This window comes from Proteus hauseri ATCC 700826, assembly GCF_001654965.1.
Taxonomy (GTDB): domain Bacteria; phylum Pseudomonadota; class Gammaproteobacteria; order Enterobacterales; family Enterobacteriaceae; genus Proteus; species Proteus hauseri.
The window spans coordinates 1-19305 of record NZ_LXEV01000027.1 but is presented as its reverse complement, the minus strand read 5'-3'; the positions used below and the strand labels follow the sequence as shown (position 1 = coordinate 19305).

20 protein-coding genes and 1 pseudogene are annotated in these 19305 nt (G+C 42.1%); all 21 read left to right on the top strand.

The window, feature by feature from the left end; all coding sequences use genetic code 11:
* Positions 1–73 precede the first annotated feature (73 nt).
* Positions 74–481 carry a hypothetical protein gene (locus tag M997_RS11770; protein WP_064720314.1) on the top strand — a complete coding sequence of 136 codons (408 nt, stop codon included), beginning with the start codon at positions 74–76 and terminating at the stop codon, positions 479–481.
* A gap of 282 nt (positions 482–763) precedes the next feature.
* Entirely contained in the window at positions 764–1264 is a 501-nt protein-coding gene (locus M997_RS11765) for a DUF1441 family protein (protein WP_064720313.1), read from the top strand.
* Positions 1264–3369, top strand: coding sequence for a phage terminase large subunit family protein (locus M997_RS11760; protein WP_064720312.1), 2106 nt, complete (start codon positions 1264–1266; stop codon positions 3367–3369). The genes M997_RS11765 and M997_RS11760 overlap by 1 nt, the downstream gene beginning before the upstream one ends.
* Entirely contained in the window at positions 3366–3581 is a 216-nt protein-coding gene (locus tag M997_RS11755) for a DUF6148 family protein (protein WP_004247869.1), read from the top strand. The genes M997_RS11760 and M997_RS11755 overlap by 4 nt, the downstream gene beginning before the upstream one ends.
* Entirely contained in the window at positions 3578–5068 is a 1491-nt protein-coding gene (locus tag M997_RS11750) for a phage portal protein (RefSeq protein WP_064720311.1), read from the top strand. The genes M997_RS11755 and M997_RS11750 overlap by 4 nt, the downstream gene beginning before the upstream one ends.
* Positions 5034–7022 (top strand): ClpP-like prohead protease/major capsid protein fusion protein, encoded by a 1989-nt coding sequence (locus M997_RS11745; protein ID WP_082918436.1) that lies wholly within the window; start codon positions 5034–5036, stop codon positions 7020–7022. The genes M997_RS11750 and M997_RS11745 overlap by 35 nt, the downstream gene beginning before the upstream one ends.
* Before the next feature lie 88 nt (positions 7023–7110).
* Positions 7111–7452, top strand: a complete 342-nt coding sequence (locus M997_RS11740) for a DUF2190 family protein (protein ID WP_064720309.1) — start codon at positions 7111–7113, stop codon at positions 7450–7452.
* An 11-nt stretch (positions 7453–7463) separates the two neighbouring features.
* The gene (locus M997_RS11735; protein ID WP_064720308.1) at positions 7464–7736 is read left to right on the top strand and encodes an ATP-binding protein; all 273 of its coding nucleotides are present in this window, start codon (positions 7464–7466) and stop codon (positions 7734–7736) included.
* A 9-nt stretch (positions 7737–7745) separates the two neighbouring features.
* Entirely contained in the window at positions 7746–8309 is a 564-nt protein-coding gene (locus M997_RS11730) for a phage tail protein (protein WP_064720392.1), read from the top strand.
* Positions 8309–8704: a phage tail terminator protein gene (gpU, locus tag M997_RS11725; RefSeq protein ID WP_064720393.1), complete on the top strand. Its 396-nt coding sequence runs from the start codon at positions 8309–8311 to the stop codon at positions 8702–8704. The genes M997_RS11730 and gpU overlap by 1 nt, the downstream gene beginning before the upstream one ends.
* Positions 8705–8715: 11 nt before the next feature.
* Positions 8716–9177: pseudogene (locus M997_RS11720) on the top strand (phage tail tube protein); the annotation flags it as partial.
* Positions 9178–9248: 71 nt separating this feature from the next.
* Positions 9249–9638 carry a phage tail assembly chaperone G gene (gene gpG, locus M997_RS11715; protein WP_064720307.1) on the top strand — a complete coding sequence of 130 codons (390 nt, stop codon included), beginning with the start codon at positions 9249–9251 and terminating at the stop codon, positions 9636–9638.
* A gap of 65 nt (positions 9639–9703) precedes the next feature.
* Positions 9704–9979 (top strand): phage tail assembly protein T, encoded by a 276-nt coding sequence (locus M997_RS11710; protein WP_239994713.1) that lies wholly within the window; start codon positions 9704–9706, stop codon positions 9977–9979.
* Complete coding sequence (locus tag M997_RS11705) at positions 9948–12965, top strand: phage tail tape measure protein (protein WP_064720305.1); 3018 nt, start codon at positions 9948–9950, stop codon at positions 12963–12965. The genes M997_RS11710 and M997_RS11705 overlap by 32 nt, the downstream gene beginning before the upstream one ends.
* Positions 12966–13295 carry a phage tail protein gene (locus tag M997_RS11700; RefSeq protein WP_064720304.1) on the top strand — a complete coding sequence of 110 codons (330 nt, stop codon included), beginning with the start codon at positions 12966–12968 and terminating at the stop codon, positions 13293–13295.
* Positions 13296–13333: 38 nt separating this feature from the next.
* Positions 13334–13603, top strand: a complete 270-nt coding sequence (locus tag M997_RS11695) for a hypothetical protein (RefSeq protein WP_156510823.1) — start codon at positions 13334–13336, stop codon at positions 13601–13603.
* Between the two features lie 48 nt (positions 13604–13651).
* Entirely contained in the window at positions 13652–14131 is a 480-nt protein-coding gene (locus M997_RS11690; RefSeq protein ID WP_157957772.1) for a type VI secretion system-associated protein TagO, read from the top strand.
* A gap of 85 nt (positions 14132–14216) precedes the next feature.
* The gene (locus M997_RS11685) at positions 14217–14921 is read left to right on the top strand and encodes a phage minor tail protein L (RefSeq protein ID WP_064720301.1); all 705 of its coding nucleotides are present in this window, start codon (positions 14217–14219) and stop codon (positions 14919–14921) included.
* Between the two features lie 21 nt (positions 14922–14942).
* Entirely contained in the window at positions 14943–15671 is a 729-nt protein-coding gene (locus tag M997_RS11680) for a C40 family peptidase (RefSeq protein ID WP_064720299.1), read from the top strand.
* Positions 15575–16225: a tail assembly protein gene (locus M997_RS11675; protein WP_064720298.1), complete on the top strand. Its 651-nt coding sequence runs from the start codon at positions 15575–15577 to the stop codon at positions 16223–16225. Before M997_RS11680 ends, M997_RS11675 begins: the two co-directional genes overlap by 97 nt.
* Before the next feature lie 14 nt (positions 16226–16239).
* Positions 16240–19305: TipJ family phage tail tip protein (locus M997_RS11670; RefSeq protein ID WP_156510822.1), on the top strand; the 3066-nt coding region annotated here is incomplete at its 3' end.

Sequence of the window (19305 nt, the reverse complement as noted above, 5' to 3'; positions counted from 1 at the left end):
ATTGAGTGGCGTTGATAGAGTTTATATCGATAGCCATCAGTTAATAGCTGGTGGTTTTTTATTGGAGATAGATATGTCAGATAACATTATTAAATTAAAAGTCTCAGTAGATACAAGCGAGTTAGATAAGTTAGAAGAACAACTAACCCGTATTAAACAATTGATGCAAGATGTAGGTATCAAGGTCAGCATTAAATCAGAGCAAAGCAACGATTTCTTTATTACAGCTCTAGACAAGTGTTTCATTAAAGATGCTGTCATTGATTCACCAAAGATTAAATTTAGTGCATCGGGTGATGCGGTATTTAGTGGTGTGCTTATCAATAATAAGTTTGATCGGGACATAAGGATTAAGGCAGAAGGTTTAATGAAGCAAGCAGAGTCAACCAGTATCGCTATTGCTGAACTAATGAATGCACGGGTAGCAGATCAACAAGCATGGGCTGAGGCTATTAACAGAACGTGGTGTAGCCAGAAGTAAAGATAGATAAAGAATTATTTAAATAATAATTAAATAAAAACAATTAGTTAATTCAAAAGGTACTCCCGGCGGGGTACCCTCTCCACGGGGCGACGCGCACGCGGGAAACGGCTAGTTTTCTGATTTCCATGGTGTCAGCAGCAGGTCTCCTAATTTATTGATATATATAAATATAAACAGCATTGAGATGACGATATTTTTTAACTGCTGTCACCTCAATGCTATTTATCATATTGATTTTTATTAAAAAACAAAAAATTCACCTGACCAAGTGAGGTGTCGATGTCTAATGTCAGCAATCTGGGAGACGCCTATAACTGGAGTGTTGCAAAGATTGCTGAGGCATTCGGGCTAAACCGAGGCACAGTCAAAAAGAGATTATTAGAAGCCAATGTTCCCATTGCTAATACAGTCAGAGGAAACCCTGTTTATGCATTGAGAGATATTGGGCCAATAATTTTTGCAGATAACAGTAAGGGTGGGGAAGGGATTCAAGATCCTGACCTTATGTTCCCTAAAGATAGAAAAGATTGGTATCAATCTGAAAATGAAAGAATTAAATTTGAAACTACATTAAAACAACTTATTCCAGCATCAGAAGTTCATCGAGAAATGGCGGTTATTATCAAGGCGATTGCTCAGGTTCTGGAAACGTGGCCAGACAGGTTAGAGCGAGATCACGGATGGAATGCAGAACAATTAGTGCAAGTTCAAATTGTTATTGATGAAATGAGAGAACTGTTATCAAGTGAAGTAAATAATGCAGAAGCGATGGAGGAATAATGACAGTAAGATTTGCTTCCGCTTCATCCATTCGGCGTGATGTATCTACATTATTAAAACCACCAAACAGATTACCTGTCGCGGAAGCCGTTAAAAAATATATGAGAGTTCCTCTTGATGGCGGTAGTTCATTACCTTGGGATGACACATTAACACCTTACATTATGGAGCCTATGAATTGTTTAACATCAAGGCGTTATGATGCTGTTATTTTTGTTGGACCAGCTCGAACAGGTAAGTCATTAGCATTAATTGATGGATGGATTGTTTATACCATTGTTTGTGATCCTGCTGATTTTTTATTAATTCAAATGACAGAGGATAAAGCCAGAGAGCACTCTAAAAAACGGCTAGATAGAACATTTAGAGTGAGCAGGGAGGTATCAAAACGGTTAAGCCCTCGCACAAACGACAATAACGTTCATGACAAAACATTTAGAGCAGGAAACTACCTGAAGATAGGGTGGCCAACCGTCAACATTATGTCATCTTCAGATTATCGTTTTGTTGCTTTAACTGATTATGACCGTTTCCCTGAAAATATTGACGGTGAAGGCGATGCATTTTCACTAGCATCAAAACGGACAACCACCTTTATGTCTGCTGGCATGACGCTGGTGGAAAGCTCTCCTGGTCGTGAAATAACAAATACAAAGTGGAGTCGAACATTGCCTCATGAGGCACCACCCACAACAGGGATTTTATCACTTTATAACCGAGGTGATCGCCGTCGTTGGTATTGGCCTTGTCCACATTGTGGTGAATATTTTCAACCTATAAAAGATAACATGGTTGGGTTTTCATTAACGGACGATCCCTTTGAAGCAGGTAAAAACGCCTATCTTCAATGTCCTCACTGTTTATCAAAGATAGAACATGACCAAAAAAGAACATTAAACAATAAAGGCGTATGGCTAATAGAGGGGCAATTGATTGATAAAACAGGAAAAATAACTGGAAATTCTCGCTATTCAAGGTTTGCCTCTTTTTGGATGGAAGGCCCTGCTGCGGCTTATCAAACATGGGCACAATTAGTGAATAAGTTTGTTGGTGCAGAGCAAGAATATGAATTAACGGGCAGTGAAGAAACATTAAAGTCAGTAACTAATACGGACTGGGGTTTACCTTATTTACCCAAAGTTGCACAAGAACAGCGTCAGAGTGATGAACTGATTAATCGCGTAGAAAATTGGGAAGAGTCAGTGATCCCAGACGGTGTGCGATTCTTGGTTGCCACGGTTGACGTACAAGGCGGTAAAAAACGACGCTTTGTGGTTCAGGTGGTCGGTTACGGCGAAAAAGGCGAACGTTGGGTGATTGACCGATTTGAAATCACCCAATCCCTACGTTATGACAATAACGGCGAATGCCGTCGAATTGATCCGGGTTCGTATCCCGAAGATTGGCAAGTATTAATCACCGATGTATTAGAGAAAACTTATCCATTGCAACATTATCCTCACCATGAAATGGAAATCATGATGTTGGGTGTGGACTCCGGTGGTGAAGATGGCGTTACTGATAATGCGTATAAATTTTGGCGTCGCTGTCGAAAAGAGGGATTACACCGTAAAGTCTATCTCTTTAAGGGCGACGGGCATAAACGCAGTAAGTTAATTACTAAATCATTCCCCGATAACACCAGTCGTTCTGAGAGGCGCGCCCAAGCAAAAGGGGATGTGCCTCTTTATTTACTGCAAACAGATCAACTCAAAGACCGGATCAGTTCTGCGTTATCGCGCGATACCGTAGGACCTAATTATATTCATTTCCCTGATTGGCTGGATGAATCGTTCTATGACGAGTTGACGTATGAAGAGCGTGATGAAAAAGGGCATTGGGAAAAGCCGGGTCGAGGTGCTAATGAGGCATTTGACCTGATGGTTTACGCTCATGCCTTGGTGATATTAAAAGGGTACGAAAATATTAATTGGGAGAAGCCGCCTAAATGGGCAAGGTTACCTGATGTTGCTCTTTCCTCACCTCCTTCAATCACTGATATTGCCACAGAGCCTGAAATAAAACCCTCACCCGAAACCCAAAAACAGGAAACGTCTGCGGTATCTGCATGGGCACCGGTATCAAACAGCGGAGGCTGGATATGACGAAAGAAGAAATTGAACACATGATTGAGCAATACCGTTTAGCGGAAGAGGCGGTATTAAAAGGTAAATCTATCACCTTTAATGGACAAGCCATGACAATGGAAAACCTCAACGAAATCATTAAGGGTCGTGAGCGTTGGGAATCTCGTTTATCGGCGTTGATATCGAGAAAACGAGGCAATCCGATGTATAAATTAGCGAGGTTTAGATGACATTATTAGACAGCGCTATTGGTTATTTTGCGCCAAACTGGCAAGCCTCACGCCTCCGCTCTCGATTACAAATTAAAGCCTATGAAGCCGTTTTACCCACTCGCACTCATCCTGCTAAACGTGAAAATCGTAATGGTAACCAACTGACTCAATTTGGTGGGACTTCATTACGGGAGCAAGCGCGATGGCTAGATAATAATCATGATATCTCTATCGGTATTCTCGACAAGATGGAAGAGCGCATTGTTGGGGCAAAGGGCATTATTGTTGAACCGCAACCTCTCGATGGTGCAGGGCAAATTCATGAAGATTTAGCCTCACAAATTCGTCAAGCCTGGGCGGAGTGGTCAGTGTTACCCGAAGTGACAGGACAATTTAGTCGCCCGGTATTAGAGCGTTTATTGGTTAGAACGTGGCTACGTGATGGTGAAGTATTTGCTCAACTGGTCAAAGGTAAAGCCAAAGGGTTAGAACCTCAAGCCAATATCTATTTCTGGCTCGAAGCCTTAGAGCCTGACTTTGTGCCGATCCACATGAATATGCCTGAAAGTAAGATCATCCAAGGCATTAAATTTAATGATTGGGGGCGACCCACAGGGTATCAGGTGTATAAAAACCTCCCACAATTCAGTGCCAATTTAGGGGATATCAAAACTATTGATGCCGAAAATATGTTGCACCTGAAATTCACTCGGCGGCTTCATCAAGCGCGAGGTGTTAGTTTGTTTTCGGGGATCTTAATGCGCTTAAGTGCGTTAAAAGATTACGAAGACGCAGAGTTAACTTCTGCACGTATTGCAGCTTCGTTAGGTATGTACATCAAAAAAGGGGATGCCGGTTCTTTCCCTGAGGGTGAATACGACGAAGATGAACAACGTAACATCGATATTCAGCCTGGCATGATTTACGACGGCTTAAAACCGGGTGAAGAAGTCGGCATGATCAAATCAGACCGACCCAACCCCAACCTACAATCGTTTCGCAATGGACAATTACGTGCGGTTTCTGCAGGCAGTCGGGGCAGTTATTCCAGTATCGCTCGTGACTATAACGGTACGTATAGCGCTCAGCGACAAGAGCTGGTGGAGTCATTTGAAGGTTATAACATTTTCCAAGATACCTTTGTGGCAGGTATTAGCCGTCCGATGTATCGCAATTGGTTAAAAATGGCGATAGCCAGTGGTGTGATAGTGGTTCCTCCAGATGTTGATACTAAATCCCTGTTTAATGCGGTTTACAGTGGCCCTGTGATGCCATGGATTGATCCGAAAAAAGAGTCTGAGGCATGGAAAACCTTGTTACGCGGTGGTGCGTCAACAGAAAGTGACTGGATACGAGCTAAAGGGGGCAACCCTGCGGATGTAAAACGTCGTCGTAAAACCGAAATTGACGAAAATAAACGATTAGGACTGGTATTTGATACTGATCCTTCTAATGACAAAGGGGCACAAGATGCTAAACAACAAGAAATCGATGACGATGCCTAAAATGTCGGGGCCAGTAAATCAAAAAAGCTGGTTTCGCATGCAGGTTAAAGAAGACCAAACTGCGGATATCTATATTTATGATGAAATCGGTGGATGGGGAATTAGCGCAAGACGCTTTACGGAAGATTTGCTCTCGATGGGTAATCTCAGCCATATCAATCTGCATATTCACTCACCGGGTGGTGAGGTGTTTGATGGTATCGCCATTTATAACCAACTTAAAAACCATTCGGCAACAATCACGGTTTATATCGACGGTTTGGCCGCATCAATGGCGTCGGTCATTGCGATGGTCGGTGACACGGTCATAATGCCAAAAAATGCCATGATGATGATCCACAAACCATGGGGCGTTTCATGGGGTGACGCGAATGATATGCGTGAATATGCCGACTTGCTCGACAAGTTGGAAAACGTACTTATTCCTGCTTATGTCGCTAAAACAGGAAAAACAACAGAAGAAATTACTGCCATGTTAGAGCAGGAAACATGGCTTGATGGTGACGAGTGTGTTGAACACGGTTTCGCCGATAAAGTGATTGAGCCAGTAAAAGCAATGGCAAGTCTTACATCTAAACGAATTGAGGAATTTTCATCTATGCCAAGTGCAATTAAAAATCAAATTACCCCTAAAAACACGACCACACCTATTCAACAACCTATTACAGCCCCAGCACCAGAGCCTCAACCTAACGTCACCTATGCTGATGAACAAGTGCGCTTAAATGGTATTAAAGATTTATTTGCCATGTTCGGCGGTCGTCATAATGATTTGATGATCACTTGTTTAGCGGATGCGAGTTGTTCTGTTGAGAAAGCGCGTGAGCAATTACTTAACACGGTTGCACAACAACAAAATCCTGAGCCATCAAATAAAGATAATGCACACATTTACGCAGGAAACGGCAATATCGTCGGTGACAGTGTGCGCGCCTCTGTGATGGCGCGTGCGGGTTATCAGGATTATGAGAAAGATAACGCCTTTAATAGCATGACACTGCGTGAATTAGCGCGCGCATCACTGACAGAACGTGGTGTTGGTGTGGCTACGTATAATCCGATGCAAATGATTGGAATGGCATTTACGCACAGCACCTCTGATTTCGGTAATATCCTACTGGATGTCGCGAATAAAGCGATTTTACTCGGTTGGGAAGAAAACGAAGAAACCTTTGAAAAATGGACGAAAAAAGGGCAACTCAGCGACTTTAAAACCGCACATCGTGTTGGTCTAGGCGCATTCCCTTCCTTACGTGAAGTGCGTGAGGGGGCTGAGTATAAGTATGTTACGCTCAATGATAAAGGCGAAACCATCGCGCTGGCTACCTACGGTGAGTTATTTAGTATTACCCGTCAAGCCATCATCAATGATGATATGAATATGCTGACGGATGTACCAATGAAGTTTGGTCGTGCAGCTAAAGCAACAGTCGGCGATTTGGTGTATGCGGTACTTATCGACAATGAAAAAATGAGTGATAAAAAAGCACTATTTAGTGCCGATCATAAAAATATGATCACTGGCGGGATGGATGTAGAAACCATCAGTGCGGGTCGTACCGCTATGAGTCAACAAAAAGAAGGCGAGCGTACACTCAATATTCGACCTGCCTTTATGTTGGTACCGACCACACTAGAAACACAAGCTATCCAAGTGGTTAAATCAGGTAGTGTGAAAGGCGCAGATGTTAATTCTAATATTATTAACCCAGTGCGTGATTTAGCCGAAATTATTGCTGAGCCTCGTTTAGATGATGCGAGTGAAAAAGATTGGTATATGGCATCACGTCAAGGTAGCGACACCATTGAAGTGGCGTACTTAAATGGGATTGATGTGCCGTATATTGATCAGCTTGAAGGCTTTACCTCAGATGGTGTCACTACAAAAGTACGTATTGATGCGGGTGTAGCGCCAGTTGATTATCGTGGTCTGCTGAAAGTCTCCGGTAAATAAGACGTCTTTTTTCTTCGTTTTACCCTGATGCCCTGATGGGCTTTTTTTATATCTAAAATCCGGTGCCTCGGCATCGGAAGGAGTTTTTATGGCTAAAAATTATGTACAACAGGGCGGCACAATTGCTCTGGTTAATAGCACAAAAGAGATCATTAAAAGTGGTCAACTGGTGCACGTTGGTGCCATTGCTGGTGTTGCGATTACCGATATTCAACCTAGTGAAAAAGGGGATGGTTTCTCAGAAGGTGTTTTCTTGCTGAACAAGAAAGCCGGTATTGCCTTAAAAGCCGGTGCGACTGCTTTAGTTAAAGATAATGTCGTGGTGGATACAGGTGGTACACCTGCTGGTGTTGTTTGGGATGATGCGGATGCATCGAGTGAAAATGTCACGGTTAAACTGAATGTGTTTGCGCCAGCGGGTACGCCATAAGGCAGGAAACGATGAATCCATTTGAACGGTTGGTAAAAAGAATGGATAACGTGACCGAAGAACGGATGGGGGTTCCCATCCGTGTCAATGGTGTTTTTTATCAAGCACTTGAATCTCACTTTATCCCTGAATTGGGGCCGATGAGTGGTGATGGGGTGAGTTATGTTATTTTTTCGTCAACCTATCAACCTGACCGTAAGGATCCTGTTGAAATTGATGGAAAAACTTACCAAATCACGCGATATCAAAAGTTTAATGGTAAACCACATATTTGGATTAAATAGGTGGGTGATATGAAAGGGTTAGAGCAAGCCATTAAAAACCTAAATAGCATTAATGATGAAATGGTACCGAAAGCAACGGCAATGGCGATCAACCGTGTTGCTCGTCGTGTCATTAGCCACAGTGTTAAACGAGTTTCAGCCGAAACCAAAGTGCCTCAACGTCTGATCCGTCAACGTGTTCGACTTAATCGAGCGAGTAGTCGCTATAAAACACCTCGCGCTAGGTTAGTGATAAACCGGGGTAATTTACCTGCCATTGCGTTGGGTAATGCGCGCGTTCAATTATCAAGAAAACGAGGTAATCAAAAAGGATCTGGGAGTGTGCTGAAAGTGGGCAAATTTTCTTTTCCTAATGCCTTTATTCAACAGCTTGATAATGGGCGCTGGCATATTCTTCAGCGCGTTGGAAAAAGTCGTTATCCTATCGAAGTAGTTAAAATTCCGCTTGTCACACCATTAACAACAGCTTACACCGAAGAGTCAGAGAAGCTTATTGAATCTGATATGTCTAAAGAAATGGCGGCGGCCTTAAAGCAACAATTACGGCTTTATATAAAAGGGAGGGTTTGGTGATCAAGCACACGCAGATCCGACACGCAATTAAAGAGGCGATTGAACCTCATGCCAATGGGGCGACAGTATTTGATGGTCGCCCTTTTTTTGTGGATGAAAACGAATTCCCTGCGGTTGCCGTGTATATCACGGATGCTGTCTCAACAGGTGAAAACCTTGATGAAGACAGCTGGCAATCGATTGTTCACATAGAAGTTTTTCTCAGTGCGAATAGCCCTGATGCTGAATTAGATAAATGGGTTGAAGCCGTGATTTATCCCGCACTGACCTCCATTCCCGCACTGTCCGATCTTATCGAAAATATGACCCCTAACGGCTACGACTACCATCGTGATGAAGAAATGGGGTTATGGGGTTCTGTCGATCTCAATTATCAAATTAGTTACTCAATGTAAAAGGAATCATTATGCCTACACCAAACCCATTGGCACCCGTAAAAGGTGCTGGTACCACGCTTTGGATTTATAGCGGTACCGAAGACCCATTAAAAGCGCCATTCGACGATACAGATTGGACGCGACTGGCAAAAATTAAAGAGTTACAGCCCGGTGAAATTACCGCGGACAGTTATGACGATACCTATCTTGACGATGAAGACGCAGACTGGAAAGCCACTGCACAAGGTGAAAAATCAGCCGGTGAAGCCAACGTTACGCTGGCGTGGAAACCGGGCGAGCAGGGACAAAAAGATCTGGTTGATTGGTTCCAGCTGGGTGATGTTCGCCACTACCGTATTCGTTATCCAAATGGTGCTGTCGATATTTATCGTGGTTGGGTCAGTTCACTAGGAAAAACAGTACCGGCAAAAGAAGTGATCACCCGCACAATTAAAATCACCAACAGTGGTCGTCCAGCCCTTGCAGAAGAAATTAAATCAGCTTCAGAGCAAGGCAAAAGTGCGCCCGTTATTAAAAAAGACAATGAATAAAAGGTAACAGTATGTTTTTAAAGAAAAAAGAGTTTACTTACGGTGGTAATTCTGTTGCGTTATATGAATTGTCAGCACTTCAACGCATTGAATACTTTGATTTTTTAGTCGAGCAATCAGAAAAAAACGACGATATTGAAAAAGTGGAAGGTGTTAAAAAAACAGCCCTGATTATACGTGTGAATACAGAATCGAACGCCTGGTTAGTGTCTCGTTCATTAGCACATGGTGAATCAGATGATGTTGAGCAAATTTACAATGATGTTCTTTCCTCATGGAATCCTGAAGCTCTAGGCCTAGCAGCTAAAGAAGTGCTGGTGATTAGTGGAATGGCACAAGTTGAACGCGCGGAAAATGAAAATATTCAAAGTGATGCACAGGAAGAATCACTGGAAAAGTAGTTGCCCGTGAACATCAATTTATCCTGCGCCTGTCGCATGAATTTAAACGTGCTGATTGGCGCAGGATGCTCAGCGAAATGACGGCGACCGAGCTCGCTGACTGGTTACACTTCTTTAATGAAACTCCCTTCACCATCCAACTTATCGATCATGCTTTTTCTGGTCTTAACTTTACTGTCGCCAGTGTTTTTGGTGGCAGTAGCAGTTTATCACCAGAAGATTTCAGCGTGTTGTTACGTAAACCAGCCGTTGATATGGACGATGAGACCATGATGGCGGTAAGTGAAGGGATAGCGGGCGGAGTACGATATGAGCCAACAAATAGCGGATCTCACGATTAATTTAGGCGCTGAAACAGCCGATTTTAGCCAGCAAATGGGGCGTGTTGAACGTCAACTGCAAGAAACCGCAGAAAAAGCCGAAGCCAGTCAACGACGCATGGCTCAAATGGTTGAACAACAGGCGCAATCTGCTCGCGCTTCAACAGAGAGTACTGCGCAGTCTCTTCAAGAACTTAACAATCAACAAGAAATCTCTCAACAACAAAGAGCTGATTATTATCAGCGAATTGCTCAAGAAGAGGCACGTTCTGCTGTTGAGTCACGTAAACAAGCTGATGCTTTTTTAGAGCAAGCTCAAAGTGTGGGGCAAACGAGAAATGCACTCGAACAACTCACTGATGTTTTAAATAAGTCAACAAACGCTTATGACAAACTCAAAATTACAGGTGAGCAATTCGCCGAAATTCAAAATGTCACTAAATCAAGAATAAGGGCAATACAAGATCAGCAAGACGCGAATACTGAGAGATATTATAAACAAATTGAAGCCGTCAAAGGCCTATCCGGCAGTGAATCGGCATTAAGAGCCATTCAGGCTCAGTTAAACCAAGAAGTGAAGAAAGGCACTATCCATCAGCGAGATTATCAGGTGCTTATTTCTGCTATTACTTCAGAGTCAATGAAGTTACGCCGAGAAGAAGAGTCTCTGACACAACAAAAAACACGATTTATTCAGCGGTTAAAGGAACAAGTTGCCACTCAAAATTTAAGTCGTGAACAGATGTTGCGTTATCAAGCGTCTCAGTTAGGTGTCAGTTCTTCAGCTGAGATCTATATTCGTCGATTATCTGAATCGAACAAAGAAACTAAAGAGTTTGATAAAAACAGTAAGTCATTATCTGGTCGTCTTCAGGGGATTGCTAATTCCTTTAATATGGGCTCACTGGTTCGCGGTGGTATTTGGGGCGGGATCACTGCCGGTTTAACGGGCGTCGCAAAATTAGCTTATGATGCAGAAAGAGAGTTTTCTCAATTTAATAAGCAGTTGATATTAACCGGTAACTACGCCAATAAGTCAGCCAGCCAATTAAATGAAATGGCGCGAACCCTTGCGGGTGGCGGTATTACGCGTGGTGAAATGGCATCATCCATTTCGAGTGTTGTCGGTACAGGCGTATTTTCAAATAATGAGATTTCCCGTGTTTCAAAAGCGGCCGCACAGATGAATTACATCACAGGGCAGGCGATTGATACCACGATTGATCAGTTTAAACGCTTGCAAGATGAACCACTTCAAATGTCGCTTGAATTAGAAAAAGCGAATCACCACCTTACAGCATCCCAATTAGAGCAAATCAGAACGCTCGAATTACAAGGTAATAAAACCGAAGCAGCACGATTAGCAATTGATGCTTATGCGCAATCTATCAATGATGGTGCTAATGAAATACCTAACAAACTGCTAACAATAGAAGATGCCTGGGTTCGCATTAAAAATGCGACTAATCAGGCTAAAGATGCTGTACTTCGTTTTAAGCTCGGAAGCTCTTTACAAGATGAGATCCGTGAACACGAAGAAATGCTAGTTAATTTTCAGTTAAACCCATTTACCGTGAAGCTACATCATGACAGAACAGGGCAAACAGTTGAGGATGTTAAGGCTAATTTAAGCAAACTGAGGGGGCAACTCTATGATTTAGAAAAACCGGAAAAAGAAGCTCAAGCCATAAAAAATAATGAGCAATTAGAAGTAAATAGGTTAAGGATAAGAGATGAGTTAGAGAATAGATATGCAGATCGAGAAATTAGAAGAAACAAGGAACTAGCTCAATTAGAGGCAAAAAAATGGACGTTAAGTACAGAAGAATTTAAAAAATATGAAACAGAAATCAATCGTCGATGGAGGGATCACAAACCACTCCAACCACCTAAAATCAAACCTTATAAAGTTTCTGCTGGAGATCGTGAAGAGGAAAAAGCTTCTCGCGATTTACTCTCATTACAAGCCCAGTTAGAAATTCTTAAAAAACATCAAAGCGCTAATGATGTTATCAGTCAACAACGCAAGGATCTTCAAAAAGAGCAGGCACAATTTGCAATTTTAGAAGAAGCGCAATTGACACGCCGATTAACTAACGCCGAAAAATCTTTATTATCAAATAAAGAAAATATTCTTGCTCAAAAGGAAAAACTTGCATTAGTGGGTGATGAAGTTGCTTTGCAAGAGCGTTTAAATAAGATGCAAGATCAGGCTGATAAATATATTGCTCAACAATCGGAAAAACGTAAAGCGATTGAAGAAAGTATGGGTAAATCAGCAAGAGAGCAACAACGTTACTTAGAACGAGCTCAACTTCTTGCAGGTCAAAAAGAGAACCCACAGCTAAACAATATGTTAGCCGAGCAACAAAAAACCTATGAAGTTGAAGATCAGAAGCGTGCTGATTGGTTAGCGGGTGCCCAAACAGCATGGGGCAATTATAAAGACACCGCGCTTGATGTTAACTCTCAAGTGCAAAATGCAACATCAATGGCACTCAATGGGTTTAGTAGCCAGTTAACCAACGTGTTATTTGAAGGTGAAGCCAATTTCAAAGACTTTACAAAATCAATTCTCAAAATGCTAACTGATATTTTAATTAAAATGTCTTTAGTCAAAGGAATAGAAGCGATGGGCTTTGGTTTTAGCGCACCAGTTGCGAATGCGGACGGCGGGGTTTACAACTCAGCAAGCCTAAGTGCTTACAGTGGGCAGATCGTGCATAAGCCTACTATGTTTGCTTTTGCAAAAGGCGCGGGCTTGATGGGAGAGGCAGGCCCAGAAGGTATTTTCCCTCTACGACGTGGTGCTGATGGAAAGCTGGGTGTTATTGCGAAAATACCTAATCAGGGAGGAGGTGTTACTCAGCATTATCATATTAATATTCAAAATGACGGTAGCAATGGTCAGATAGGTCCTGAAGCATTGAAAAAAGTTTATGAAATCAGTAAGCGAGGTGCTCAGGACTATATTATGAGCCAGCGTCGTGATGGTGGAGCTATGTAGATGGAATCATTTAAGTGGAAAGTTAAACCTGATATGAAAAAGGAGTTTGAGCCTCGAGTAAAATCAGTGAAATTTGGCGACGGTTATGAACAGCGTCGCCCTGACGGTATTAATAATAATCTAAAAAAGTACAATGTAACGCTAATCTATATAAATAGTGAAAGCTTGCGGATTGAGTCATTTTTAGAAAAACATGCTGGTGTCACCGCATTTTTATGGAAGCCACCTCACCAATCAGGCTTAATTAAGGTAATATGTCGAAAGTGGTCATCATCAGTTGGAATGATTAGAACTGAAATAACAGCTGAATTTGAACAGACTTTGTTTTAATTATGCTGATTGATAAAAATAACTTTAATGAGGGTGATATGAAAAGAGTATTATTTGGTGCGATAGCATTGTTAACATGTTCTTATTCCTTTGCTATTGATGAAATTACAGTTATCGATCATGCAAAACAAGAAGCCTGTAAAAGTAATGTTGAGTGTGAAAAATACTTTGTAGATGCTATTGGTATTGTATCTATGATCTCACGTTATCATGGTGAGTGTGTTGTAGACAATGATAGCTCAAAGCAATGCAAGGATGCCGAAAAAATATATAAATACATCATGACTCAATATGATAAAAATAACTAATTGTTATATAAGTTATTTTACTTTAGATTATTGAAATAAGGAATAATGGTGAAAAATATAATACTAACAGTTTTGTTATTTACTTCATTTAGTGTAATTGGTAGTGAAAATATATCGTTAGGAAAATGGATCATAACTAAAGAAGAGAATAGATTAACTGATAAAATAGATTATTTTGCAATATTACCACCTAAAAGTGGTGATGGGGCGTTAGTATTAAGATGTGTTGATAATAAGACTGATGTATTCCTTGCGACAGATGATTTTATAAGTTTGGATGATTATAGTAAAGTTACTATTAGAATTGATGGGAAGAAAGCATATACCGAAAGATGGGAAATAGGCGGGGATAATGACACCTTGTTTCCTTTAAATCCGATACAATTTATAAAAAAAATAAATAATAGTAATAAATTAATTATTGGTTATAAGCCATATGATAGAACCCAAGCTGTAAGCGAATTTAAAATTGATTATATAGATGAAGTTTCAAAATCGGTATCAAAATACTGTGGATGGAAACTATAAAAAATCATATTAATTGTATTATTTTAAATATTTACGAAAATTATAATAAGCCACCTTTTTCGGGTGGTTTTTTATTGGAGCTAATATGCAACATATTCCTCCTGAAATGCGAATTAGTGTTATCGAACTCTCCTCCACTGATGCTTTGCTTGAGCTTTACGAATTTGATTTAACCAAAATAGGCGGTATTCGGTACCGCTTTTTTGATGGACTCAATCAGCGTAAAGAGCCGTTAATCTGGCAAGGAAACACCTATGAACCTTATCCAGTGAAAGGTGAGGGATTTACCTTCAATGGCAAAGGGCCATCAGGACGACCCACTATTACATTGTCGAATTTATTTGGGCTGATTACGGGGATTGCCAGTCAACTAGATAGTGCAATCGGTGGGCTGGTGGTACGTCGCATTGTCAGTACCCAATTTTTAGATGCTGTCAATTTTCCCCAAGGTAATCCTAATGCCGACCCGTCACAAGAGATTGTGACACGTTGGATCATTGAACAGATGACCAGTTTAAATTCAGTGACCGCCACTTTTATGTTGGCAACGCCCAGTGAAACCGATGGGTTGATGCTTCCTGGTCGCGTTATTTTGTCGGATATCTGCCCTTGGGGATATCGCTCAGAAGAGTGCGGATATAAAGGTGCTCCTGTTGCTGATGAATGGGGAAAACCAACCACCGATCCGTTAAAAGATAAATGTGGTAAACGTCTGAGTGACTGTAAGCTACGAAAAAACGAATCCCGCATAGGGGCATTTGTCTCGACTTCCCGCATTGGTAATAGTTAATTCCCTTCTGAGGTGTTTCTCATGATTGAACAAGCAATTTTGGCGCATGCAAAAGAGCAAGCGCCCTTAGAGGCGTGTGGCTTATTGGTAAGTACCGCGCAGGGTGAGCAATATTTACCTTGTATTAATCAACATGCCGATCCGAAAAACCACTTCACGATTTCTTTTGATGATTTTATTCGAGCCGAACACCAGGGCGAAGTGATTGCGGTTGTCCACAGTCACCCTGATGGTCAGCCTTATCTCAGTTCCTTAGACCGCCAACTGCAAGTGAACAGCGCATTGCCGTGGTGGGTGGTCTGTGATGAAAAAATTAACCGCTATCAACCGGTGCCTCATCTGTTAGGTCGCCAATTTGCTCATGGCTCAACAGATTGTTATGGGCTGTTTCGTGATGCTTACCATTTGTCAGGACATGATCTACCTGATTTTGAGCGACATGATAATTGGTGGCGACAAGGTAAAGAGTTGTATCTCGATAATATGGTGAGCAGTGGTTTTCGACAGGTCAAAAAAGAGGCACAACCCGGCGATATTATTTTGTGTTGTTATGCCAGCTCTCGCGCTAACCACGCAGGGATCTATTTAGGCAATCAAACGATTTTGCATCACATTCCAAACCAACTGAGCAAACGCGAGGAGTATAACGAACGATGGCAACGAATGACGCACTCAATCTGGCGTTACCGCGATTGGCAACCTTCCGACTTTACGGGAATTTGCAACGATTTGGACGTCGCTTTGATTTAAATGTCAGTACTGCTTCTGAAGGGCTTCACGCGCTTTTCATTCAAATTCCAGCCTTACGTTTAGCGATTCGGGATGGTTGGTATCAAGTACGCATTGCCGGTACCGATATTTCCCCGCAAGAAATTAACCAAAAATTCAATGAAACCTTACCGGATAACGCGGTCGTCCATATTGTGCCGAAATTATCAGGGGCTAAAAACGTCGGTGTTTTTCAGTTTGTTGCGGGTGCTGCCTTATTTTCATTGGGATGGTGGGGGCCAGCGTGGATCTCCGCAACAGTGGCGACTTCTTTGATGGCAGGTGGTGCAGCCATGATGATTGGTGGTGTCGCTCAAATGCTGATCCCCGCGCCTAAACCCCCTAATTTATCTCGTGGTGATGAAGAAAAAGGCAATACCTATTTTAGTAATCTGGATAACGCGGTTGCACAAGGGATGCCGGTGCCCATTGCGTATGGCGAAATTATGTGTGGTTCACGCGTCATTTCACAATCCGTTGAAATTATGGATGACAGTGACGGCGAAGATATCGATGCCGGCAAACACGGCGGTTAAGAGGAGTTTGTATTATGGGTAAAGGTGGTGGTGGTCAAAAAACACCGTATGAGGCACCAAACGATTTAACATCACGCCAAAAAGCCTCATTAATTGATTTAATCAGTGAGGGACCGATTGAAGGTCCTATTCATGTTCAAGGCTCGATGGATGATTTAGGGTGTATTTATTTGGATGATACGCCTGTGATAGACGGCTCTGGCAATAGCACCATTAATGGGATGTATGCACAATGGCGAGCAGGGACATTAGAGCAACCGGCAATGAGTGGCTTTACCGCGTCTGCGAATGAAGTGCCGGTGGGTATCGAAGTTAAATATAATTCCCCCGTCACTCGTACTATTACCTCACCCAATATTGACCGTTTACGTCTAACCTTTGGTACGCAAGCACTGGTTGAAACCAAAGATAATGGTGATCGCGTACCGACTTCTGTTCAATTACAAATCCAAGTTCAGCGCAACGGGGCATGGATAACAGAGAAAAATGTCACGATTAATGGCAAACGCTCTAACTCACCTTATTTGATGGCCGTTGTGTTGGATGATTTACCGCCCGTTCCGTTTAGTGTGCGCATGATCCGTATCACTCAAGACAGCACTTCTGACAAAATTCAAAATAATACCGTTTGGTCGAGCTATTCTGAGTTAGTGGATATTTCACAAACTTATCCGGGGTCTGCTGTTGCTGGATTAATGTTTGATAGTGAACAGTTTGGTAATAAATTTCCTCGCCGTAATTATTTAATTAAAGGCCGTATCATTCAAGTACCGAGTAATTACGATCCGGATAAACAGATTTATACAGGCATTTGGGATGGCACCTTTAAACCTGCATTTACCAACAACCCCGCATGGATATTATGGGATTTATTAACTCATCCACGTTACGGAATGGGAAAACGCCTCAATATTAGTGAGGTCGATAAATTCGCTCTGTATGCGATTGGTCGTTATTGTGATGAGCAGGTTGATGATGGGTTCGGTGGAAAAGAACCACGCATGACGTGTAATGCTTACATTACGGATATGCGCAAGGCCTATGATGTCATGGGCGATATGTGTGCCATGATGCGCATTATGCCTGTCTGGAATGGGCGAGCATTAACCTTTATTCAAGATAGACCGTCTGATGTGGTGTGGCCTTATACCAACGCCAACGTGATTGATGGTAACTTTCAGTATAGTTTTAGTGCATTAAAATCGCGTCATACTGCTGTCGAGGTTCGCTTTATTGATCCCGATAATGGCTGGAAAACCAGTGTCGAGTTGGTTGAGGATGATGCCAGCATTGCCCGCTTTGGGCGTAATGTGATGCGCGTCGATGCCTTTGGTTGTACTAGCCGAGGGCAAGCCCATCGTCATGGTCTTTGGTTATTAACGACTGAAAAATTAGAGACACAGACGGTTGAGTTTACTGTCGGCAGTGAAGGTTTACGCCACATGCCGGGTGATATTATCGAAATAGCCGATAACTATTACGCAGACAATCAAATTGGTGGACGTCTAACACACATTGATTATGCCTCTCAAACGTTAACTTTAGATCGTAATATCGACACACCAAAAAGTGGTAAATCAAGCGTCACACTCATTAGTACACAAGGTGATCCGCAATCGTATGAAGTGATGAGTTATCCCGCATCCAATCAAATAAAGCTAGATACCTTACCGTTAGGATTAAAAGATGGAGGAGTTTGGACGTTAACGCTCCCGTCTTTACGTCGCCGATTATTTCGTGCCATCAGTTTGGCAGATAATGGTGATGGTAGTTTTACGGTTATCGCAGTGCAACATACACCCGAAAAAGAGGCGATTGTTGATAAGGGTGCTAAGTTTGAACCCAAGCCCGATACGCCACTGGGTGGATTTATTTCACCGGTTGAAAATCTTTCTGTGGATATCGAATCGGATGCGAGCGCGTGGCAAGTTGAAGCCAGTTGGAATACGCCTTATTCCAGCCGAGGAGTCGATTTTTTATTAAAACTCACTACGGGTGATCGCATTGTTGGAACAGCGTCAACTACTGACACGATGTATCGTTTTGGTGGTTTGCCTCAAGGAAATTATGTTTTATCCGTCGTGCCTCAAAATGATCGGAAACAAAAAGGCGAGGTGGCCACAACGTCATTCGCGATTAATCCACCATTACCACCGAGTTATATTGAAGTGGAGTCAGGTTATTTTAGCCTTGGGATTATTCCGCGTTCTGGTGGTCAAAATAGCTTACGAGCACAGTATGAGTTTTGGTTTTCAGAAAAGAAGATCACTGATATTCATGAGGTGGAAAATCGTGCTGAGTATTTAGGTATTAGTTCTATGTGGGTTATTCAAGGCCGAAACTTAAAGGCAGGGCATACCTATTATATTTATGTTCGTAGTGTGAATGCCGTAGGAAAATCAGTATTTGTTGAAGCAAAAGGGGAACCAGATAGTAATACAAAGGAGATCTTAGATGAGTTAGATGGTTATTTCATGACAACTGAAGCTGGAAAACAACTCGGTAAGCGTTTAGATTGGAATGCAGAAACTGCGCTAATTCTCAGTAATGCGGACTCTCAGCTATCACGCAGTTTGTTGGTGAAACATGGGCAATCTCAAGCGGGCATTCGCGAGTTATGGCAGGTTCGCGCAACTGATAGCGAGGCGTGGGCACAGGAAGTTAAAGAGATTTACTCCGCTGTTGGTGACAACAAATCTGCAATTAAAGAGACGCAAACATCTATCACTAAACTAGATGAGGCCATCGGCCAGCGTTTTACTGAGATTCGTACGGAAATGGATAAGGCTCAGGCCGATATCATTTCAAACTCTACTGCCATCTCTAACACAAATAAGGCTTTCGCTGAAAATAAAACACAAGTTCAGGCTAAGTTTGATAAACAAGAAGGCATGATTCAGGAGAAGATGCAAGCCACCTTTAATCAAGCTGGTGATGGTGTTGTCACTCATTCCATCAATATCACGATTGTTCATAACAACGTGAAATACAATGCGGCAGGGCAAGTCATTAGCGCTCAGGTTAAGAATGGTAAGTTGGAATCATTTTTTGGCTATAACGCCAATAACTTCGCTTGGTAT

Coding starts and splice junctions, on each gene's coding strand:
- M997_RS11770 (WP_064720314.1), top strand. CDS start 74: ATGTCAGATAACATTATTAAATTAAAAGTCTCAGTAGATACAAGCGAG.
- M997_RS11765 (WP_064720313.1), top strand. CDS start 764: ATGTCTAATGTCAGCAATCTGGGAGACGCCTATAACTGGAGTGTTGCA.
- M997_RS11760 (WP_064720312.1), top strand. CDS start 1,264: ATGACAGTAAGATTTGCTTCCGCTTCATCCATTCGGCGTGATGTATCT.
- M997_RS11755 (WP_004247869.1), top strand. CDS start 3,366: ATGACGAAAGAAGAAATTGAACACATGATTGAGCAATACCGTTTAGCG.
- M997_RS11750 (WP_064720311.1), top strand. CDS start 3,578: ATGACATTATTAGACAGCGCTATTGGTTATTTTGCGCCAAACTGGCAA.
- M997_RS11745 (WP_082918436.1), top strand. CDS start 5,034: ATGCTAAACAACAAGAAATCGATGACGATGCCTAAAATGTCGGGGCCA.
- M997_RS11740 (WP_064720309.1), top strand. CDS start 7,111: ATGGCTAAAAATTATGTACAACAGGGCGGCACAATTGCTCTGGTTAAT.
- M997_RS11735 (WP_064720308.1), top strand. CDS start 7,464: ATGAATCCATTTGAACGGTTGGTAAAAAGAATGGATAACGTGACCGAA.
- M997_RS11730 (WP_064720392.1), top strand. CDS start 7,746: ATGAAAGGGTTAGAGCAAGCCATTAAAAACCTAAATAGCATTAATGAT.
- gpG (WP_064720307.1), top strand. CDS start 9,249: ATGTTTTTAAAGAAAAAAGAGTTTACTTACGGTGGTAATTCTGTTGCG.
- M997_RS11710 (WP_239994713.1), top strand. CDS start 9,704: ATGCTCAGCGAAATGACGGCGACCGAGCTCGCTGACTGGTTACACTTC.
- M997_RS11705 (WP_064720305.1), top strand. CDS start 9,948: ATGAGCCAACAAATAGCGGATCTCACGATTAATTTAGGCGCTGAAACA.
- M997_RS11700 (WP_064720304.1), top strand. CDS start 12,966: ATGGAATCATTTAAGTGGAAAGTTAAACCTGATATGAAAAAGGAGTTT.
- M997_RS11695 (WP_156510823.1), top strand. CDS start 13,334: ATGAAAAGAGTATTATTTGGTGCGATAGCATTGTTAACATGTTCTTAT.
- M997_RS11685 (WP_064720301.1), top strand. CDS start 14,217: ATGCAACATATTCCTCCTGAAATGCGAATTAGTGTTATCGAACTCTCC.
- M997_RS11680 (WP_064720299.1), top strand. CDS start 14,943: ATGATTGAACAAGCAATTTTGGCGCATGCAAAAGAGCAAGCGCCCTTA.
- M997_RS11675 (WP_064720298.1), top strand. CDS start 15,575: ATGGCAACGAATGACGCACTCAATCTGGCGTTACCGCGATTGGCAACC.